Source organism: Streptomyces caatingaensis (assembly GCF_001187435.1).
Lineage (GTDB): Bacteria > Actinomycetota > Actinomycetes > Streptomycetales > Streptomycetaceae > Streptomyces > Streptomyces caatingaensis.
In genome coordinates, this window is the sequence record NZ_LFXA01000001.1 from 92,619 (window position 1) to 110,978 (window position 18,360).

Here is an 18,360-nt window from a genome sequence, read left to right on the forward strand (position 1 = left end):
CTGACCGATGTTCCGCACCGCCTTGCGCAACGTCCTCGCGCACAAGGCCCGGCTGCTGATGACCGTCCTCGCCGTGATGCTCGGCGTGGCCTTCGTCTCCGGCACCCTGGTCTTCACCTCCACCCTCTCCGAGGCCCAGCAGAGGAGCTCCGAGAAGGGCTTCACCGGCGTCGACGTCGCCGTCCAGCCGCACCGGGCCGACCGCGACTCCGGCACCCCCGGCCCCGCCCCCCGCCTCCGGCAGGACCTGCTCGACAAGGCCGCCGCGCTGCCGGGCGTCGCCTCCGCCACCGGCTCGGTGGGCGGCTTCGCCGCCGTCGCCGACAAGAAGGGCGAGCTGGCCGGCTCCGGCTTCACCTCCGCCGGCGCCAACTACTACCCGGGCAAGGACGGCAAGGACGCCCGCTACCCGCTGGTCTCCGGCCGCGCCCCGCAGCGCGCGGGCGAGTTCGCCCTCGACGAGCACACCGCCGCCAAGACCGGCTACAAGGTCGGCGACACCGTCCGCGTCTCCGTCCGCGGCCCCGTCCTGGAGCAGAAGCTCACCGGCGTCTTCACGACCGACGACGGCAACGTCGCCGCCGGCGGCAGCCTCGCCCTCTTCGACACCCGCACCGCGCAGAAGCTCTACGCCAAGCCCGGCCAGTTCGACGAGATCACCCTCAAGGCCGCCCCCGGCACCTCCCAGACCGCCCTCAAGTCCGCGGTGGAGAAGATCCTCCCGCGCGACACCGAGGCCGTCACCGGCCAGAAGCTCGCCGACGACCAGGCCCGCCTGATCTCCGAGGGCAACTCGGGCATGCGGACGATCCTGCTGGTCTTCGCCGGCATATCCCTCTTCGTCGGCATCTTCATCATCGCCAACACCTTCACCATGCTGGTCGCCCAGCGCACCAAGGAACTGGCCCTGCTGCGCGCCATCGGCGCCAGCCGCCGCCAGGTCACGCGCTCCGTCCTCGTCGAGGCGTTCCTCGTCGGCCTCGTCGCCGCCGTCACCGGCCTCGTCGCGGGCATCGGCATCGGCGCCGGCCTCCGCTCCCTGGTCTCCTCCATGGGCGGCGCCGTGCCCGACGGGCCGCTGGTGGTCCCGGTGAGCGCGGTGATCTCCTCCCTCGCCGTCGGCATCCTGGTGACCATGCTCGCCGCCTGGCTGCCCGCCCGCCGGGCCGCCAAGATCCCGCCGGTCGCCGCCATGAACAGCGTGCACGCCGTGGCCACCCCCAAGTCCCTGGTCGTCCGCAACACCATCGGCGCCCTGCTCGCCGCCGCCGGCGCCGGGATCGCCATGGCCGCCACCGACGAGTCCGGCCTCGGCCTGGGCGCGGGCCTGCTGGTCATCGGCGTGTTCGTGCTGACCCCGCTGCTGTCCCGGCCGCTGATCGCCGCCGCGGGGCCCGTGCTGCGCCCGTTCGGCATGTCCGGCAAGCTCGCCCGGCAGAACGCCGTCCGCAACCCGCGCCGCACCGCCGCGACCGCCTCCGCGCTGATGATCGGCCTCACCCTGATCACCGGCCTCACCGTGATCGCCGGCAGCGTCCAGAAGGCCATCGACAAGATGGCCACGGACTCGATCAAGGCCGACTTCGTCGTGGTCAACGCGAGCATGACCCCGCTCTCCCCCGAGGTCGCCAAGAAGCTCGCCAAGGACCCGTCCGTCACCGCCAGCAGCCCGCTGCGCCAGGGCGAGGCCCGGATCGGCTCCGGCACCGAGTTCCTCACCGGCGTCAACGGCGGCGCGATCGGCGACCTGGTCGACCTCGACTTCACCGCCGGCTCGATCGCCGGCCTGACCGGGAACAAGGTCGTCGTCGACGCCGACACGGCCAAGCAGCACGGCTGGCGGGCCGGTTCCTCCTTCACCGCCACCTACGAGGACGGCAAGAAGGGGAAGCTGACGGTCTCCGGCGTCTACAAGGGCAACGACATGCTCAAGGGGATCATGGTGGACAACGCCACCCTGACCCCGCACCTCACGGACTACTCCGACCAGCAGGTGATGGTCAAGACCACGTCCGGCGACGGTGACAAGGCCAAGGACACCCTGCGCAAGGCCCTCGGCAACAACCCGGCCCTCCAGATCCAGAGCAAGCAGGACATCTCCAACGAGATCGCCAAGGTCATCAACCTGCTGCTGAACATGCTCTACGGGCTGCTGGCCATGGCCGTGATCGTCGCGGTGCTGGGCGTCGTCAACACCCTGGCGATGTCGGTCTTCGAGCGCCAGCAGGAGATCGGCATGCTGCGGGCCATCGGCCTGGACCGCCGCGGGATCAAGCGGATGGTCCGCCTGGAGTCGCTGATCATCTCGCTCTTCGGCGGGGTGCTCGGCATCGGCCTCGGCGTCTTCTTCGGCTGGGCCGCCGGCTCCCAGATCGGCGAGAAGATGGCCACCTACGAACTGGTCCTCCCCTGGGGCAGGTTGGGCGTCTTCCTGCTGCTGGCCGCCGCGGTCGGCACGCTGGCCGCCCTGTGGCCCGCCCGCCGGGCCGCCCGGATGAACATGCTCAGCGCCATCAAGGCCGACTGAGCGACGCCCGCACGACGAGCCGTACGACGACGAGGGGCCCGGCAACCGCCGGGCCCCTCGCGCGCGTTGGCGGGCGCGCGGTCAGGAGCGCCACTCCCGGGTGCGCAACGGCAGCCCGGGATCACCGGATCCGGGCGTACGGACCGCGAGCACCTGGTTGACGCCGATGCGGTTGCGCTCGAAGGACAGCGCCGACGCCGCCATGTAGAGCCGCCACACCCGGGCCCGGCCCGGGGAGGTCAGCCGCACGCACGCGTCCCAGTTCTCCTCCAGGTTGGCCACCCAGCGGCGCAGGGTCAGCGCGTAGTGCTCGCGCAGCGCCTCCACGTCGCGGACCTCGAACCCGGCCTCCTCCAGCTGGGCCACCGTCCGCCCCACGGGGGCGAGTTCGCCGTCGGGGAAGACGTAGCGGTCGATGAACTCGTCCACCCGGTAGCCCTCCTCGTCCTTCAGCGGCCGCCGGGCGATCTGGTGGTTGAGCAGCCGGCCGCCGGGCTTCAGCAGGGCGTACAGGTCGGCGGCGTACTCGGCGTAGCGGGCGCGGCCGACGTGCTCGGCCATGCCGATGGAGGAGATCGCGTCGAAGGGCCCGTCGGAGATCTCGCGGTAGTCCTGGACGCGGATCTCCACCCGGTCCGTGAGCCCCGCCTCGGCGACGCGCTTGCGGGCGTAGGCCGCCTGCTCCTCGGAGAGCGTGATGCCGACGGCGCTCACCCCGTACTCACGGGCGGCGTGCAGGGCCATCGAGCCCCAGCCGCAGCCGACGTCGAGCAGGCGCGTGCCCTCCGCCAGGCCGAGCTTGCGGCAGACCAGGTCGAGCTTGGCGCGCTGGGCGTCCTCCAGGGTGCCGCCGGGCTCCCAGTAGGCGCAGGAGTAGACCATGGACGGGCCGAGGACCTTCTCGTAGAAGGCGTTGCCGACGTCGTAGTGGTGGCTGATGGCCTGCCGGTCGCGGCGCAGCGTGTGCAGCGGGCCGGAGGTGCCGCGGGCCTCCTCGGCGGGCGGGGCGGGCGGCGCCCAGGGGGCGGCGAGCCTGAGGAGCTCCCCGGCGGCGGCGCGCAGCCCCGGGTCGCGCACGGCGGCCAGGAGGGCGGCGGGGCCGGAGCGGCGGGGTGCGTCCTCGCCGCGCTCCCAGACCGACTCGGCGAGCAGGTCCAGGGCGTGGTAGAGGTCGCCCTCGACGTCGAGGTCCCCGGCCACCCAGGCGCGGGCCAGGCCGAGTTCGCCCGGCTTCCACAGCAGCCGGCGCAGGGCGCGGCGGTTGCGGACGACGAGCACGGGGGCGCCGGGCGGCCCCGCCTCGCTGCGGTCCCACGCGCGCAGCCGGACCGGGAGCGGTGCCCCCAGTGCCTGTTCGGCGAGAGCGGCGAGCCGTCGGGCGGCCTGGGCCATGTCGCACACCTCCGTGAAGAAGGGTCAGGTTTTTAGGTTCATCTGCCACCTAAACACCTGGGGGGCGTGCTGTAGTCCTTCCCGGCCGGAGTTGGTCAGCTCCACGGGAGGGACGGGAATTCGCCGCCTCGGAGGAGCGCCGGGGAGGCGCCGGAGGAGCGCGGGAAGCGCCGGGGGAACGGGCGCGGACACGCCGGAGGGCGCCCACCCCACGGATTGGTGGACGCCCTCTCACTGGCCGGCGGTCGCGCCGACGGGATGTCAGCCGGCCTTGGCCTTCTGGGCCGGGGCGGCATCCCGCGGGGCGGGCTTGGCGGCCTCGTAGAACTCCTCGCGGGGGTTCTCCATGGCACCGAGCGAGACGACCTCGCGCTTGAGGAACATGCCCAGCGTCCAGTCGGCGAAGACGCGGATCTTGCGGTTCCAGGTCGGCATGGCCATGCCGTGGTAGCCACGGTGCATGTACCAGGCGAGCCGGCCCTTGAGCTTGATCTTCATCTTGCCCATGACGATCATCGCGACGCCCTTGTGCAGGCCGAGACCGGCGACCGCACCCTTGTTGGCGTGGCTGTACTCCTTCTGCGGGAAGCCCCGCATGCCGGAGACCACGTTGTCGCCGAGGACCTTGGCCTGGCGCAGCGCGTGCTGGGCGTTCGGCGGGCACCAGGCGTTCTCGTTGCCGGCACGGCGGCCGACCATGTCCGGCACCTGGGCGTTGTCGCCCGCGGCCCAGATGTAGTCGGTGTCGGTGACCTGGAGGGTCGCCTGGGTGTCCACGTGGCCGCGCGGGCCGAGCGGCAGGCCGAAGCGGGCCAGCGCCGGGTTGGGCTTGACGCCCGCGGTCCACACGATGGTGTTGGCGTCGACCTCGACGGGGGTCTCCGGGGTCTTCAGGACGACGTGGCCGTCGACGCAGGACTCCATGGACGAGTTGAGGTGGACCTCGACACCGCGGCTCTTGAGGTGCTCCAGGCCGTACTGGCCGAGCTTCTCGCCGACCTCGGGGAGGATGCGCGGGGCGGCGTCGACGAGGATGAAGCGCATGTCCTCGCGCTTGACGTTGCGGTAGTGCTTGGCCGCGTCGCGGGCCATGTCCTCGACCTCGCCGATCGTCTCGGCGCCGGCGAAGCCGCCGCCGACGAAGACGAAGGTGAGCGCCTTGCGGCGGATCTCCTCGTCGGTGGTCGAGTCGGCCTTGTCGAGCTGCTCCAGCACGTGGTTGCGCAGGCCGATGGACTCCTCGATGCCCTTCATGCCGATGCCGTTCTCGGCGAGGCCGGGGATCGGGAAGGTGCGGGAGACCGCGCCCATCGCGATGACCAGGTAGTCGAAGGGCAGCTCGTACGCCTCGCCGACCAGCGGGGCGATCGTCGCGACCTTGCGGTCCTGGTCGATGGTGGTGACGCGGCCGGTGAGGACCTCCGCCTTGGGGAGCACGCGGCGCAGCGGCACCACGACGTGCCGCGGCGAGATGCTGCCGGCGGCTGCTTCGGGGAGGAAGGGCTGGTACGTCATGTACGAGCGCGGGTCGACGACCGTGACGGTCGCCTCGCCGTACCGCATCTTCTTCAGGATGCGGCGGGCCGCATACATGCCGACGTACCCACCGCCTACAACGAGGATCCGTGGACGCTCCGTGGTGCTCATGATTCGAGTATCCAGCACACCCCGAAGGGGTGCTCGTGCGCCCCTTCACAAGGCGCGGTGGGGTGTCTGCTACACTTCGCCGCCCACGTGACCGACGCCATAGCCCCGGCGGGGAACCACTTCGCCCCCGAATGCGTTGGAGACCCCCGCTGAGCTGGCCTTGCGACCCCTGGCCGGACTGGACCACCGGGGCCGGTCCCCCGGGTGAACGTTCCCTCAACCCCGTGAGAACAAGGGCGTTCGCGCTCATCCGGGCCCGCCGGCCCCCGAATGGGAGGCCGGAGAGCATCAGTCCGTGGTCCTAGGTCCAATTTTTCATGTGAAGGATTTCACGAAGTTTTTCGGCGGGACGGGCCCGAAGCGCCCTTCACACCGCGCTCCATGCGATCCCGTCGAGGATGTCGTGTTCGCTCACCACGACCTCCCGCGCCCCGGTCCGCTCCATGACGCACTGGAGCACCAGCGCCCCGGCCGCGATGACGTCCACCCGGCCCGGGTGGATCACGGGGATCGCCGCGCGCTCGGCGTGCGTCGAGGAGAGCAGCCGGGCGGTGATCTCCCGGACGCGCTCCAGCGGGATCCGCGCGTGGTGGATCGCGGCCGAGTCGTACTCCTCCAGCCCCAGCGCGACGGCGGCCACCGTGGTCACCGATCCGGCCAGGCCCACCAACGTCCGCGCCGCGCGCAGCGGAACGGTCTGCTCCGCCAGGTCGAGGGCGGCCTCCACGTCGGCCCTTATCGCCGCGACCCGCTCCGCCGCCGGCGGGTCGGACACCTCGCCGTCCACGACGAGATGACGCTCCGTCATCCGCACGCAGCCGACGTCCACGCTGCGCGCCGCCCGGACGTGCTCCTCGCCCACGACGAACTCCGTGGAGCCGCCGCCGATGTCCACGACCAGGAAGGGCCGTTCGAGGTCGGCGCGGCCGGCGAGCTCCTTGGTGGCGCCGGTGAAGGAGAACTCCGCCTCCTGGTCACCGGTGATCACCTCGGGTTCGACGCCCAGGATGCCGACGACCCCGCGCACGAACTCCTCGCGGTTGTCCACGTCCCGGGAGGCGGAGGTGGCCACGAACCGCACCCTCTCCGCCCGGTGCGCGTCGATGACCGCGGCGTACTCGCGGCACGCCGCGAACGTCCGCTCCAGCGCCTCGGGCGCGAACCGCCCGGTGCGGTCCACCCCCTGTCCCAGCCGGACGATCGTCATCCGGCGGTCGAGCTCCTTGAACTCCCCGGTGGCGGGGTCGAGGTCGGCCACCAGCAGACGGATCGAGTTCGTACCGCAGTCGATCGCGGCAACGCGGGTCATGCACACTCCAGCGAGGTCGGGGGACGGTTCCGTGGGTCCGGCGAACCTACTCCTCGGTGCCGCACGGCGTCACGCACGGCCCCTTGCGCCACCACTCCGGCAGCATCGCGATGGCCTCGTCGCCGAGCGGGTTGACGCCCGGCCCGGCGGCCAGCGAGTGACCGACCAGCACGTGCAGGCACTTGACCCGGTCCGGCATGCCGCCGGCGCTCGGGAAGCCCTCCAGCACCTCGACGGCGTCGCGCCGGCGGATGTAGTCCTCGTGCGCCGCGCGGTACTTGGCCGCCAGCTCCGGGTCGCTCTGCAGCCGGGCGGTCATCTCCTTCATGACGCCCTCGGCCTCCAGCGTGCCGATGGCCGAGGCGGCGCGCGGGCACGTCAGGTAGTAGAGCGTGGGGAACGGCGTGCCGTCCTCCAGGCGCGGCGCGGTCTCCACCACGTCCGGGTTGCCGCACGGGCAGCGGTGGGCGATGGCGCGCAGGCCGCGCGGCGGGCGGCCCAGCTGCTCCTTGAAGGCGGCGATGTCCGCCTCGGTGGGCTCGGTGTGCTCGGTCTGGGGAGGAGGCGTGTCCATGTGCTCGCTCGTGCTCGGGTGTCGGGAAGGGAGGGGTGCGGGATCAGCGGTGGCCGTCCGAAGTGTCCACCCCGTCCCAGAGGTTGCTGTACCAGGGCCGGTCGCCGGCGCCCTGGTCCCGGCGCGGCCTGGCACGTCCGCTGCCGTCGACGACGGTGAAGCCGGTCTCGCCGGGGCGCACGTAGTGCAGGTGCTCGCGCGCCTGCTGCTCGACGTACGCCGGGTCCTCCAGCCGCGCCTTCTCCTCGCGCAGCAGCTTGACCTGCTCGCGGGCGCGCTCGGAGCGGTGCCGCTGCTCGTCGATGTCGGAGCGCTGGGTGACCCACTGCCGCATCGGGTAGGCCAGGGCGACGACCAGGGAACAGACGACCAGCGCCAGCAGCGCCGCGCGGCCGGTGAGCCGGCTGCGGCGGGGCGGCCGGGTGCGCCGGCCCCGGGCGTCGGGGCCCTGGACGAGCGCCGTGCCGATCGCCTTGAGCCTGGTCGCGGTGGAAAACCGTTCCGCCGCCACGTCGCCTCCCCGCTGGTCGCTGCACCGAAGCCGAAGCCAAACCGTCCCCGGCCACGGTACGGGACCGTGGCCGGGGACGTGGTGAGGCTTGAGGCTTTGTCAGCCCCGGACGTCAGCCCTCGCCGTGCTTACTGGTTCGCGGTGCGAAACCGCGGGAACGCGGAGCGGCCGGCGTAGACCGCGGCGTCGTCGAGGATCTCCTCGATGCGCAGCAGCTGGTTGTACTTGGCGACGCGCTCGGAGCGGGCCGGGGCACCGGTCTTGATCTGGCCGCAGTTGGTGGCGACGGCCAGGTCGGCGATGGTGACGTCCTCGGTCTCGCCGGAGCGGTGGGACATCATGCACTTGAAGCCGTTGCGCTGGGCCAGCTCGACGGCGTCGAGGGTCTCGGTCAGCGAGCCGATCTGGTTGACCTTGACCAGCAGGGCGTTGGCGGCGCCCTCCTCGATGCCGCGGCCGAGGCGCTCCGGGTTGGTGACGAACAGGTCGTCGCCGACGAGCTGGACCTTGTCGCCGAGCTTCTCGGTGATGGTCCTCCAGCCGTCCCAGTCGTCCTCGAACAGCGGGTCCTCGATGGAGACCAGCGGGTACGCGGCGACGAGCTCGGCGTAGTACTCGGTCATCTCGGCCGCGGTGCGGTCCTGGCCCTCGAACTTGTAGACGCCGTCCTTGTAGAACTCGGAGGCGGCGACGTCCAGCGCCAGCGCGATGTCCTGGCCGGGGGTGTAGCCGGCCTCCTTGATGGCCTCGAGGATGAGGTCGAGGGCCTCGCGGTTGGAGCCCAGGTTGGGGGCGAAGCCGCCCTCGTCGCCGAGGCCGGTGGACAGGCCGCGGCCCTTCAGCACCTTCTTGAGGGTGTGGTAGACCTCGGTGCCCCAGCGCAGCGCCTCGGAGAAGGACTCGGCGCCGATCGGCGCGATCATGAACTCCTGGATGTCCACGTTGGAGTCGGCGTGCGAGCCGCCGTTCAGGATGTTCATCATCGGAACGGGCAGCAGGTGCGCGTTCGGGCCGCCGAGGTAGCGGAAGAGCGGCAGGTCGGACGCCTCGGAGGCGGCGTGCGCGACGGCCAGGGAGACGCCCAGGATGGCGTTGGCGCCCAGGGAGCCCTTGTTGTCGGTGGCGTCCAGGTCGAACATGGCCTGGTCGATCAGGCGCTGCTCGGTGGCGTCGTAGCCGACGAGCTCCGGGCCGATCTGCTCGATGACGGCCAGCACGGCCTTCTCGACGCCCTTGCCCAGGTAACGGTTCTTGTCCCCGTCACGGAGCTCGATGGCCTCGAAGGCGCCGGTGGAGGCGCCGGACGGCACGGCGGCACGGCCGGTGGAGCCGTCGTCGAGGCCGACCTCGACCTCGACCGTGGGGTTGCCTCGCGAGTCGAGGATCTCGCGAGCTACGACGACGTCGATGGACGGCACGAGGGTCTCCTTCGTGTGTGTCTGGAGTTCTGCACCCCGAGCCTAACGGGCCCCGGGGGGTCCGCCCGCCCCCGGACCACCGCCGGACCGGAAAAATGGCACAAACGCCGAGATCACGGGAGGAATGGGCTGGATGTTCGCCCAGCGATGAACGCCGTGGGGAACCGCGGCCCGGAACGGCGGAGCCCCGCCCCGGCGCGGCCCGGGGTGGGCGGGCGCGTCGGAGCGGGGCGTGCCGCGGCTGCTGCGGGACTCAGCTGAGGTGCAGCTTCTGGCCCGGGAAGATGAGGTCGGCGCTCTGGACGATGTCCTTGTTGCGCTCGTAGAGCTTCTCCCAGCCGCCCTTGACCTTCTTGGCCTCGGCGATCTTGGCGAGGGTGTCGCCCTCCTTGACCTCGTACTCGCCGTCGCCCATCTTGATCGTCTTGGGGGCGGCGTGCTTCGGCGCCGACTGCTTGGCGACCGGGGCCTCCTCCTCGCGCTGCGGGGCGGCGTGCTTCGGCGCGGCCTGGCGCTCGCTGCGGTCGGCGTGCGTCCGGGTGGAGACGCTGCGCTCGCCGGTGGACTTCCGGGACTTCGTGGACGTGCCGGAGGTGTCCACGTCGGCCTTCGGGCCGCCGGAGGTCAGCGGGCCGGAGCTGGCGCAGCCCCAGGCGCCCGGGCCCTGCATGGCGAGGAGCTTCTCGGCGACCTGGATCTGCTGGCCCTTGGTGGCGAGGTCGGCGCGCGGGGCGTAGGCGGTGCCGCCCGCGGCGGCCCAGGAGGACTGCGAGAACTGCAGGCCGCCGTAGTAGCCGTTGCCGGTGTTGATCGACCAGTTGCCGCCGGACTCGCACTGGGCGACGCGCTCCCAGGTGTCCACGGAGGCGGCGTGGGCGGAGGTCGCGGCCATCAGCGGGGCGGCGACTGCGGCGCCGGTGACACCCGCGAGCGTGGCGATGCGGACGGCCTTGTTCGGACGACGGTGCTTGCCCTTGGACATGACTCGGTTTCCTCACCGGCGCCTACGAGGTGAGCTGTCGGGTTCGGGCGTGAGTTGCCCGGCCCGGTGGCTTGCGCGCACCGGGCTTCACCCCTAGCCGTCCCGGACCCCGGTCACTGACCGGCGGACCGTCGCGGCGACTTACCGTGGTTCCCCCGCTCCTGCCTACGGCGCTTGCGCGACGACTCCCCCGGCCGCCGGCAGGATTCGGCGTGACGACCGTGGTGCTCGCGGTGGCGAGCGGTGACGACGTTAAGCACAGGCGGCCCGCGGGTTCAAACCCCTCTTTTCGGCCACCGGCTGGATCCCACACCCCGGTAAACCCCTCGTTTCCGCAGGTGGGAGACGGTTCCTCGACTTCTGACGGGCCATATCCGAGCGACTGTCAACGAGACCCATGTCTCACTTTCGTTCGGAACGGACATTCGACCCGAACTGCCCTCCTACTTCTTCAGTTCGAGCTGTTGACCGGGATGGATCAGGTTCGGATCGGAACCGACGACCTTCTTGTTGTCGTGGTAGATCCGGTGCCAGCCACCGGGGACGGAGTGCTCCTGCGCGATGGCTGACAGGTTGTCACCGGGGCGCACGGTGTAGTCCTCGGCACGGGGCCCGTGCCCATGTGCTTCCGCACCACCGCGCGAAGCGCGTCCGGAGTCCGAACGCGGGGGCTGCGCGCGGTGCTTGCCCGTCCCCGCTCCGGCGTCCGCGCCGGTGGCGGCGTCCGCGTCCGCGCTCTTGTCCGCGCCCCGGCCCTCGTCGGCGCCGGACGTGCTGCCGGGCGCCGGCGAGCGCGGCGTACGGGTCGGCTCGCCGGAGCGGGACGGCGCGGGGGTGCTCTCCGGCGCGTCCGGGGTCTTCTCCCGGCTGTCCGGCGCCTGTTGGCCGGTCCCGTGGGCCGGACCGCCCTTCGCGTCCTCCGTTCCGCCGTCGGCCTCCCGCGCGTCCTCCGCCGGCTTGCGGTGCTTGCCCTTGGAGGTTCCGGTTCCGGTGGGCTGGTCCGACGGCCCGTGGGCCGGGGCGGGCGTCGGGGACGACCGGTCGTGGTCCCGGGCGTCGGAACCAGCGGTGCCGGAGTCCCCGCCGCCGGTGCCCCCGGCGTCGTCCGCCGGCTCGTGCCGCGGCTCCGGAGTGACGTCCGCGCGCCCGGGGTTCACGTCCGGCGCCGGGCCCTCCTTGGCCAGGTCCGACTTCACGGCGCAGGCGGGCCAGGCGTACGGGCCCTGCTGCTCCAGGACCCGCTCGGCCACGGCGATCTGCTGGGCGCGGCTGGCCTGGTCGGGGCGCGGCGCGAACTCCGTGCCGCCGCCGGACTCCCACATGTCCTGCGTCATCTGGAGCCCGCCGAAGTACCCGTTGCCGGTGTCGGCGCTCCACAGCCCGCCGCTCTCGCACCGGGCGACGCGGTCCCACGTGTGGACGTCCGCCGCGTCGGCGGTCGTGGCGCCGAGGAGCGGCAGGGCGATTCCCGCGCCCGTCACGCCCGCCGCGAGGACGGCGGCGGGAACCTGACGGGGACGGCGATGTCGGCCTTTCCCGGAGAGCATGCGGTCACCTCTCGTGTGGCGGCTGAATATGACCGTCGAACATAGCGACGGCCCCCAGCGGTCACAAGCAGGCGCGAGTGCGGTCGGGTGACGGTCAAAGGGAGTTGACCTATAGTCATGTGCCCGTGTGCCCGGGCTCCGGCGAGAAGGCCACGGGCAGGGTCCGCAGACCGCGCATGATGAGCCCGCCGCGCCACCGCAACTCCTCGGGATCCACGGAAAGCCGCAGGTCGGGGAGGCGGCGCAGCAGAGTCGCGAGGGCGGTCCGGCCCTCCAGCCGCGCGAGCGGCGCGCCGAGGCAGTAGTGGATGCCGTGCCCGTATCCGAGGTGCTGATTGTCACTGCGGGACAGGTCGAGCGCGTCGGGGTCGGCGAACCGCTCCGGGTCGCGGTCGGCGGCCGCCAGCACGACGAGCACGGGGTCGCCCTCGGCTATGCGCTGTCCGCCGATCGTCAGGTCCCGCGTGGCGAACCGCCAGGTCGCGAGCTCCACCGGGCCGTCGTAGCGCAGCAGTTCCTCCACGCCGGTGGCGAGCAGCCCCTCGTCGCCCGCCGCAAGGGCGTCCTGGAGCCGCGCGCGCTGCCCCGGGTTGCGCAGCAGGGCGTAGGTGCCGTTGCCGATGAGGTTGACGGTCGTCTCGAAGCCGGCGAAGAGGAGGATGAAGGCCATCGCGGCGGCCTCGTTCTCGGTGAGGTGCTCGCCGTGGTCGCTTGCCCTGATCAGGCCCGAGATGAGGTCGTCGCCGAGGTCCTCGCGCTTGCGGTGGATGAGCTCCGCGAGGTACGTCCGCATCCGCTTGACCGAGCGCGCCACCCCGCCGCGCGGGCCGCCGCCGTGCCGGATCATCATCCCCGCCCAGTCCCGGAAGTCGTCCTGGTCCTCCGGCGGGATCCCGAGCATGTCGCAGATGGCGTAGATGGGCAGCGGGAAGGCGAACTCGTGGATGAGGTCCGCCTCGCCCCGGCCGGCGAAGCCGTCGATGAGCCGGTCGGTCAGCTCCTGCACCCGGGGCGCGAACTCCGCGACCCGGCGGGGGGTGAACGCCTTGGAGACCAGGCGGCGCAGCCGGGTGTGGTCCGGCGGGTCGATGTTGAGCAGGTGCGTCATCAGGTTGGCGCTGCGTTCGCCCGGAATGCCCACCTTGCCCTTGCCGTGGGCGGCCTCGGAGTGGTGCACGGGGTTCTTCGACAGCCGCTGGTCGGCGAGCGCCTGCCGGGCGTCGGCGTAGCGGGTGACCAGCCAGGCCTCGACGCCGCTGGGCAGCGCGGTGCGGTGCACGGGGGCGTGCTCGCGCAGCCAGGCGTAGGCGGGATACGGGTCGCTCGCGAATTCCCAGGTGAAGAGGGGCGGCATGGGAGGGGGACTGTTGTCGTGCACGTCCTCGACGCTACCCGGCTCCTCGGGCGGGCCGCGTTCCCGCGGCGGACGGCGGACGGCGGACGGCGGACGGCGGACGGGGGGAACGGCGCGAGCGGCCACAACGGCGCCGCGGCCGGCCGGCACCCGGCGCGGCACCTGCGCGGCGCGCTAGTGGTGCCCGCCCCCGCCGCTGCCGAACGAGCCGCTGCTCCCCGGGTTCCACTTCTTGCGCTCCTCGGTGAGCTCCTCCGGGTGGCTTCCGGGGTTCCGGATCTCGTGCGGGAGCACCCGCTCCCCCGGGCCCTCGGTCCGCAGCCGGTCCGCCTCGCGGTGCTCGGTGACGTAGCCGACCACGTCCTCGTCGTCGGTGTGGCCCGGGCCGTGGTCGGGCGAGGACGGACCCCGGTCGTGCTCCTCCCGGGTCTGCCACGCCCCCTGCCGACGCTGGGGCTGGCTCGGTGGCGGCGGCTCCCTGTCGCGCCACCGCTGGCCGAAGACGAAGGCCAGGATCAGAAGGGCGCCGACGCAGAGCCCCACGATGAAGGGGGCGATGCCGCCGGCCCACGCGGGCAGGGCGTAAGTCATGTGGTCGCGCATGGAATGCGGGTACCCGGACGGGACCACGACAAGGCCGCCGCTGAGCCGAACGGGTTTCCGCCCGCCCCCGGCCTACGCCCCGGCGCCGCCCGCCCGCTCGGCGGCCAGGATCGCGTCCCGGTAGGCCCGGGCCGCGGCCCGCAGGGCGGTCTCCGGCTCGACGCCCTCCGCCTCGGCGCGCACGGCCATGGCCAGCAGCGCGTAGCCGATGCCCTCCCCGGCGGGGACGGCCACGTCGAGTCCCTCGGCACGGGCCCGGGAGGCCAGCTTCGCGGCGAGCGCGAGGGCCGGCTGGCCCAGCGGCACGCCCTCGGTGACGGACTCGCGCCGCTTCTCGGCCGCCTTGGTCCGGTCCCAGTGCTCCTTGACGTCCTCCGGCGTCAGCGCGGACGCGTCGCCGAAGACGTGCGGGTGCCGGTGGACGAGCTTGTCGACGATGCCGCCGGCCACGTCGTCGATGGCGAAGGGCTCGTCCGGGTCGTCCTCGGCGATGCGGGCGTGGAAGACGACCTGGAGCAGCACGTCGCCCAGTTCCTCGCGGAGCGCCTCGCGGTCGCCGGTCTCGATGGCCTCCAGGAGTTCGTACATCTCCTCCAGGCCGTACTTCGCCAGGTCCTCGTGGGTGCGGATGCCGGTCCAGGGGCAGGAGCGGCGGATCCGGTCCATGACCTCCACCAGGTCCAGGAGCCGGGCGCCGGGCAGGTCGTAGGAGCCGGGCAGCAGCTCCAGGGCGGGCATCGTCTCCCGGCCCGAGCCGGCGAGCCGGGCCAGCCCGTCGGTCAGGGCGGACTCCCCCGCCGCCGAGGTGATCACGACGGTGGTGCGGCCCCCGGCCCGGCAGTGCTCGACGAGCTCACGGGCGTCCGGCGCGGCGACCTCCGCCTTGACCCCGGCCTCCCGGAGATAGGGGAGCAGCGGGTGGCCGGGGTCGGCGCACAGCACCCGGTCGGCGGCGTGCAGCGTCCGCCAGGCCGGCCAGGACAGCAGTCCGGGGGCGACGCGGTGGCTGGTGGTGAGCAGGACGATACGGCCGGGTGCGGAGTCGTTCACCCTGCCGAGCGTAGGGGACGGGCGGGCGCGAGGGGCCGCGCGGGTGCGGCTACACCGGGCTTTCGGGGTCGGGCACGGCGGCGGGGCGCAGCCAGGGTTCCTGCACCGGGCGGGCGGTGCCGCGCTTGGCGTCCCAGGTGCCGTAGCGGGGGTTGACGTCGACGCGCAGGGCCTCGGAGGTCTGCATGAGGACCTGGTTGGTGCGCGCGGGGCCCAGCTTGCCGTCGAGCTTGGTGCGCAGGAGGTCCATGGAGAGGGCCTCGTCGATCTGGCCGGGGGCGATGCCGAGGGCGAGGAAGCGGGCGCGGACGGCGTCGGCGCCGCCGTTGGCCCGTTCGACCTGGAGCCGCTCCTCCTGGAGCTCGTGCCGGCTGACGTCGAGGCCGTTGTCCCGGCCGGCCTTCTCGATGATGCGGTACTGGATGAGGCGGACGAGAGTGTCCTGGCCGAGGCGGGCACTGTTGGCCATCAGCTGCTCGCCCTGCGGGGACGCCTCCTGGGCCTCGCGCACGTCCGCCACCTGGCGCTGGAGCTGTGCCACGGTGATCCGGTCCTTGCCGACGACCGCAGCGGCGCCCGGGTGCGGGGTCGATCCGCAGGCGGTGAGGAGCGGGGTCGCCGCCAGCAGGGCGGCGGCCGCGGCGGCGGGGAGCGCGGCCCTCCGGCGGGTGCTGCGGGCGCGGAGGACGCGGCGAAAGCGGGGGATCGGGCTGGTCGGACTGGTCGGGCTGGTCATGAAGCCTCCCGGCGGCAGTGATCGTGCGGCGGTGCGGCGATCGATCCGGCGTTGATCGATGGTAGGGAGTCCGTGTGGCCGGGGCCACTGATTCGACCAACGATTCGCCGAGAGCCGGGATGCGCGGGGCTCCTGTTGCTCCTGGGGCATCAGGTGGCCTGCGATCCAAGGCTGTTGGGCCCAGGTGCCCGGGTGCGCGCTCCGGTGCGCTCAGGCCCTCACCTCCCCGAGGTGGCGCAGGGTCTGCCGTATCTCCGCCGGAAGCGGATGGTGCGGACCGTGCAGCCGCTCCGCGTCGAGGAGCAGGGCGACGAGCGCGTCGTGGGCCGCCCGGCGGTCGCCGAGGGAGAGGAGCAGGTGGCCGATGCGGCGGCGGATCTCGAAGGGGGTGGCCGGGTCCGCCGGGTCGTTCTCGAAGCGCGGCAGCAGATCCCGGTACTCGCCGAGCGCGACGGCCGCCTCGCCCAGCTGCTCCAGGCACTGGGCGGCGTCATAGCGGAGCCGGAGCACCTGGCGGGCCGCGTGCGGGCCGGTCTCCGCGGCGTACTCCTCGACGAGGCGGCGCAGCTCGGGCAGCGCCCGGCGGTACTGACCGTCGTCCATGAGCGTGGCCGCGTACTGCTTGCGCAGGCTGCGGACGATCCCGGACCGCTCCCCGTGCTCGGCCGCGGCGGCCGGGAGGATCGCGCCGAGGAGATCGACGGCCTGGGTGACACCGCCCTGGTCGAGCAGGCGCTTGACCTCTTCCACGGCCCCGGCGACGTCGGGCCCGGCGGCGGGAACCGGCGCAGGCGGCCACCCCTGAGCCGCCGTCACCGACGGCAACGGCGCCGGCGCGGCCGAGGGAGTGGGCGCGGGCGGTGGCATCGGGCCGGGGAGCCGCGGCGCGGCCGGGGCGGGCATCGACCTGTCGGGCCAGGGCGCATGCGGCATAAGAAAGGGGCGCGTGGGGTTCATGGGGCCTGTGGCCATGCCGGGGGCAGCGGTGGCACCGGCCGCGACACGGCCGGGCGCGGGCAGCAGCGGAGCGAGCGCCTCGTAGACCTCCTGGGCGTCGGCGGGCCGCTCCCGGGGGTCCTTGGCCAGCAGGCGCAGGACGAGTTCCTCGAGGGCGGGCGGCACCTCCGGGCGGACGCGGCGGACCGGGAGCGGCGCCTCGTAGAGGTGGCGGTGCAGCACCCCGAGCGCCGTCGAACCGGCGAACGGCACCTCTCCGCTGAGGAGTTCGTGCAGCAGCACGCCGAGGGCGTACAGGTCGGTGAACGGGCCGACGGCTCCGCCCATCGCCTGCTCGGGCGCCATGTACGCGGGGCTGCCGATGGGCGAGCCGGTGCGGGTGAGCCGGGTGGTGTCGGCGTCCATGACGGACGCCACGCCGAGGTCGAGGACGAGCACGGAACCGTCCGGGCGCACCATCACATTCCGCGGCTTGAGGTCGCGGTGGATGATCGGCACGGCGTGCACGGCGGCGAGCACCGAGCACAGCTGGGCGGCCACGGACACCGCCCAGGGCCACGGGTAGGGGTCGTGCTCGACCAGGTGGTCGGCGAAGTCGGCGCCCTCGACGTAGCGCATCACCAGGTAGAGGTCGTCCCCGTCGCTGCCCGCGTCGTGCACGGTGACCAGGCCGTGGTGGTCGATCTGGGCGGTGACGCGGCACTCGCGGACGAAGCGGCGGCGCAGCTCGTCCACGCCGTCCTCGGTGACCGCCACCCGGTCGGGGCGCAGCAGCTTCACGGCGACGCGGCGGTCCAGCCGCTGGTCGTAGCCGGTCCACACCTGGCCCATGCCGCCCTGGCCGATGAGGGTGGCCAGCTCGTAACGGCCCGCGATGACACGTCCGTTCACCGTCCCCGCTCCCGCTGCTCCCCGGCCTCCTTGCGCAGGAGGTCGCTCAACTCGTCCAGCTCCGCCCGCACCTGACGTATCCGCTCCGGTGTCCGGTGCCCGGCGGCGGCCTGCCGGGCCGCATCCCGCGGTGCCCCCTCCGGCACATGGGGATAGCCGTATCCCGGCTGCGGTACGGCCGGCGGCGCACCGGTCACCGGCTGCGCCTGCGGCGGACAGCCCCCCGGCTGCCCATAGGGCGCCGCCCCCTGACCCGGCACGGTCAGGCCCGGCTGGTGACCGGGGACCGGGGTGTCCGAGCCCGGGTACGGCGGGGGCGGGGCGAAGGAGGGGTAGGGCCCGGGCTGCGGCGCCCCCGGCCCACCCGGCCCGGCCCCGGGGAAGGGCTCCGGCCGGCTCCCCGGCTGCGGCTGCGGCTGCGCGGGGAGCGTCACCGCATACGGGGGCGCGTATCCGCCGGGGGCCGCCGCCGGAGCGGCGGGCCGGAAGTGGCGGATGTCGGCCCAGAGGTAGTAGGCGATGGACAGCGAACCGACGCATATCGCGGCGATCAGTCCGACGCTGTTCGTCGTCTTCGAGAACCGCTCCTCCATCATCACCAGACAGCCCACGGAGACCACGAGCACCGTCCAGAACAGCGCCCAGTCCTTCCCCCGGCGCCGGACGATGGCCACCCGCAGCACCGGGATCCAGCTCATGAGAAAGACCGTGAGGACGGTGATGGCGACGATGACCACGCGGATGACGACGATCATCGCCCTGCTGGCTCGGGGCGACTGCGGTCGCAGCTGTCCGGGCTCAGGGCCGGGGCCATACATGGCTGCTCCTCGGATGCGGGGTGTGATCAGAGCCTAACTACCGA

The 18,360-nt window shown here is 73.0% G+C and carries 15 protein-coding genes and 1 riboswitch; of the genes, 1 reads left to right on the plus strand and 14 read right to left on the minus strand.

Going from position 1 to position 18,360, the window contains the following annotated elements:
- The first annotated feature begins 7 nt into the window (after positions 1 to 7).
- Positions 8 to 2,527, plus strand: a complete 2,520-nt coding sequence (locus AC230_RS00405; RefSeq protein ID WP_049713896.1) for an ABC transporter permease — start codon at positions 8 to 10, stop codon at positions 2,525 to 2,527.
- 81 nt (positions 2,528 to 2,608) lie between these two features.
- On the opposite strand, the gene AC230_RS00410 is transcribed toward AC230_RS00405, so the two are convergent.
- The 14 genes from AC230_RS00410 to AC230_RS00475 all read right to left on the minus strand — a co-directional run bounded on the left by AC230_RS00410 (position 2,609) and on the right by AC230_RS00475 (position 18,253).
- On the minus strand, positions 2,609 to 3,919 hold the full coding sequence (locus AC230_RS00410) for an SAM-dependent methyltransferase (RefSeq protein ID WP_049713897.1): 1,311 nt from the start codon (positions 3,917 to 3,919) through the stop codon (positions 2,609 to 2,611).
- 261 nt (positions 3,920 to 4,180) lie between these two features.
- Positions 4,181 to 5,566 (minus strand): NAD(P)/FAD-dependent oxidoreductase, encoded by a 1,386-nt coding sequence (locus AC230_RS00415; protein WP_049713898.1) that lies wholly within the window; start codon positions 5,564 to 5,566, stop codon positions 4,181 to 4,183.
- A gap of 367 nt (positions 5,567 to 5,933) precedes the next feature.
- Positions 5,934 to 6,875, minus strand: a complete 942-nt coding sequence (locus AC230_RS00420; RefSeq protein ID WP_049713899.1) for a Ppx/GppA phosphatase family protein — start codon at positions 6,873 to 6,875, stop codon at positions 5,934 to 5,936.
- A 46-nt stretch (positions 6,876 to 6,921) separates the two neighbouring features.
- Positions 6,922 to 7,449, minus strand: coding sequence for a DUF501 domain-containing protein (locus AC230_RS00425; RefSeq protein WP_049713900.1), 528 nt, complete (start codon positions 7,447 to 7,449; stop codon positions 6,922 to 6,924).
- A 43-nt stretch (positions 7,450 to 7,492) separates the two neighbouring features.
- Positions 7,493 to 7,960, minus strand: a complete 468-nt coding sequence (locus AC230_RS00430) for an FtsB family cell division protein (protein ID WP_049713901.1) — start codon at positions 7,958 to 7,960, stop codon at positions 7,493 to 7,495.
- Positions 7,961 to 8,088: 128 nt separating this feature from the next.
- Complete coding sequence (gene eno / locus AC230_RS00435) at positions 8,089 to 9,378, minus strand: phosphopyruvate hydratase (protein ID WP_049713902.1); 1,290 nt, start codon at positions 9,376 to 9,378, stop codon at positions 8,089 to 8,091.
- A gap of 253 nt (positions 9,379 to 9,631) precedes the next feature.
- Entirely contained in the window at positions 9,632 to 10,360 is a 729-nt protein-coding gene (locus tag AC230_RS00440) for a transglycosylase family protein (protein ID WP_049713903.1), read from the minus strand.
- A 4-nt stretch (positions 10,361 to 10,364) separates the two neighbouring features.
- A riboswitch (cyclic di-AMP (ydaO/yuaA leader) is annotated at positions 10,365 to 10,543 on the minus strand.
- A gap of 260 nt (positions 10,544 to 10,803) precedes the next feature.
- Positions 10,804 to 11,907 (minus strand): LysM peptidoglycan-binding domain-containing protein, encoded by a 1,104-nt coding sequence (locus AC230_RS00445; protein WP_049713904.1) that lies wholly within the window; start codon positions 11,905 to 11,907, stop codon positions 10,804 to 10,806.
- A 115-nt stretch (positions 11,908 to 12,022) separates the two neighbouring features.
- Entirely contained in the window at positions 12,023 to 13,261 is a 1,239-nt protein-coding gene (locus AC230_RS00450) for a cytochrome P450 family protein (RefSeq protein WP_107082020.1), read from the minus strand.
- Positions 13,262 to 13,435: 174 nt separating this feature from the next.
- A complete protein-coding gene (locus AC230_RS00455) occupies positions 13,436 to 13,864 on the minus strand; it encodes a DUF6479 family protein (RefSeq protein ID WP_049713905.1) in 429 nt (142 codons plus the stop codon).
- 72 nt (positions 13,865 to 13,936) lie between these two features.
- Positions 13,937 to 14,914, minus strand: coding sequence for a nucleoside triphosphate pyrophosphohydrolase (locus AC230_RS00460; protein ID WP_049713906.1), 978 nt, complete (start codon positions 14,912 to 14,914; stop codon positions 13,937 to 13,939).
- A 49-nt stretch (positions 14,915 to 14,963) separates the two neighbouring features.
- Positions 14,964 to 15,650 (minus strand): SurA N-terminal domain-containing protein, encoded by a 687-nt coding sequence (locus AC230_RS00465; RefSeq protein ID WP_078870840.1) that lies wholly within the window; start codon positions 15,648 to 15,650, stop codon positions 14,964 to 14,966.
- Between the two features lie 210 nt (positions 15,651 to 15,860).
- Positions 15,861 to 17,498 carry a serine/threonine-protein kinase gene (locus AC230_RS00470; RefSeq protein WP_049713907.1) on the minus strand — a complete coding sequence of 546 codons (1,638 nt, stop codon included), beginning with the start codon at positions 17,496 to 17,498 and terminating at the stop codon, positions 15,861 to 15,863.
- Positions 17,495 to 18,253 (minus strand): hypothetical protein, encoded by a 759-nt coding sequence (locus AC230_RS00475; protein WP_049713908.1) that lies wholly within the window; start codon positions 18,251 to 18,253, stop codon positions 17,495 to 17,497. The genes AC230_RS00470 and AC230_RS00475 overlap by 4 nt, the downstream gene beginning before the upstream one ends.
- Positions 18,254 to 18,360 lie beyond the last annotated feature (107 nt).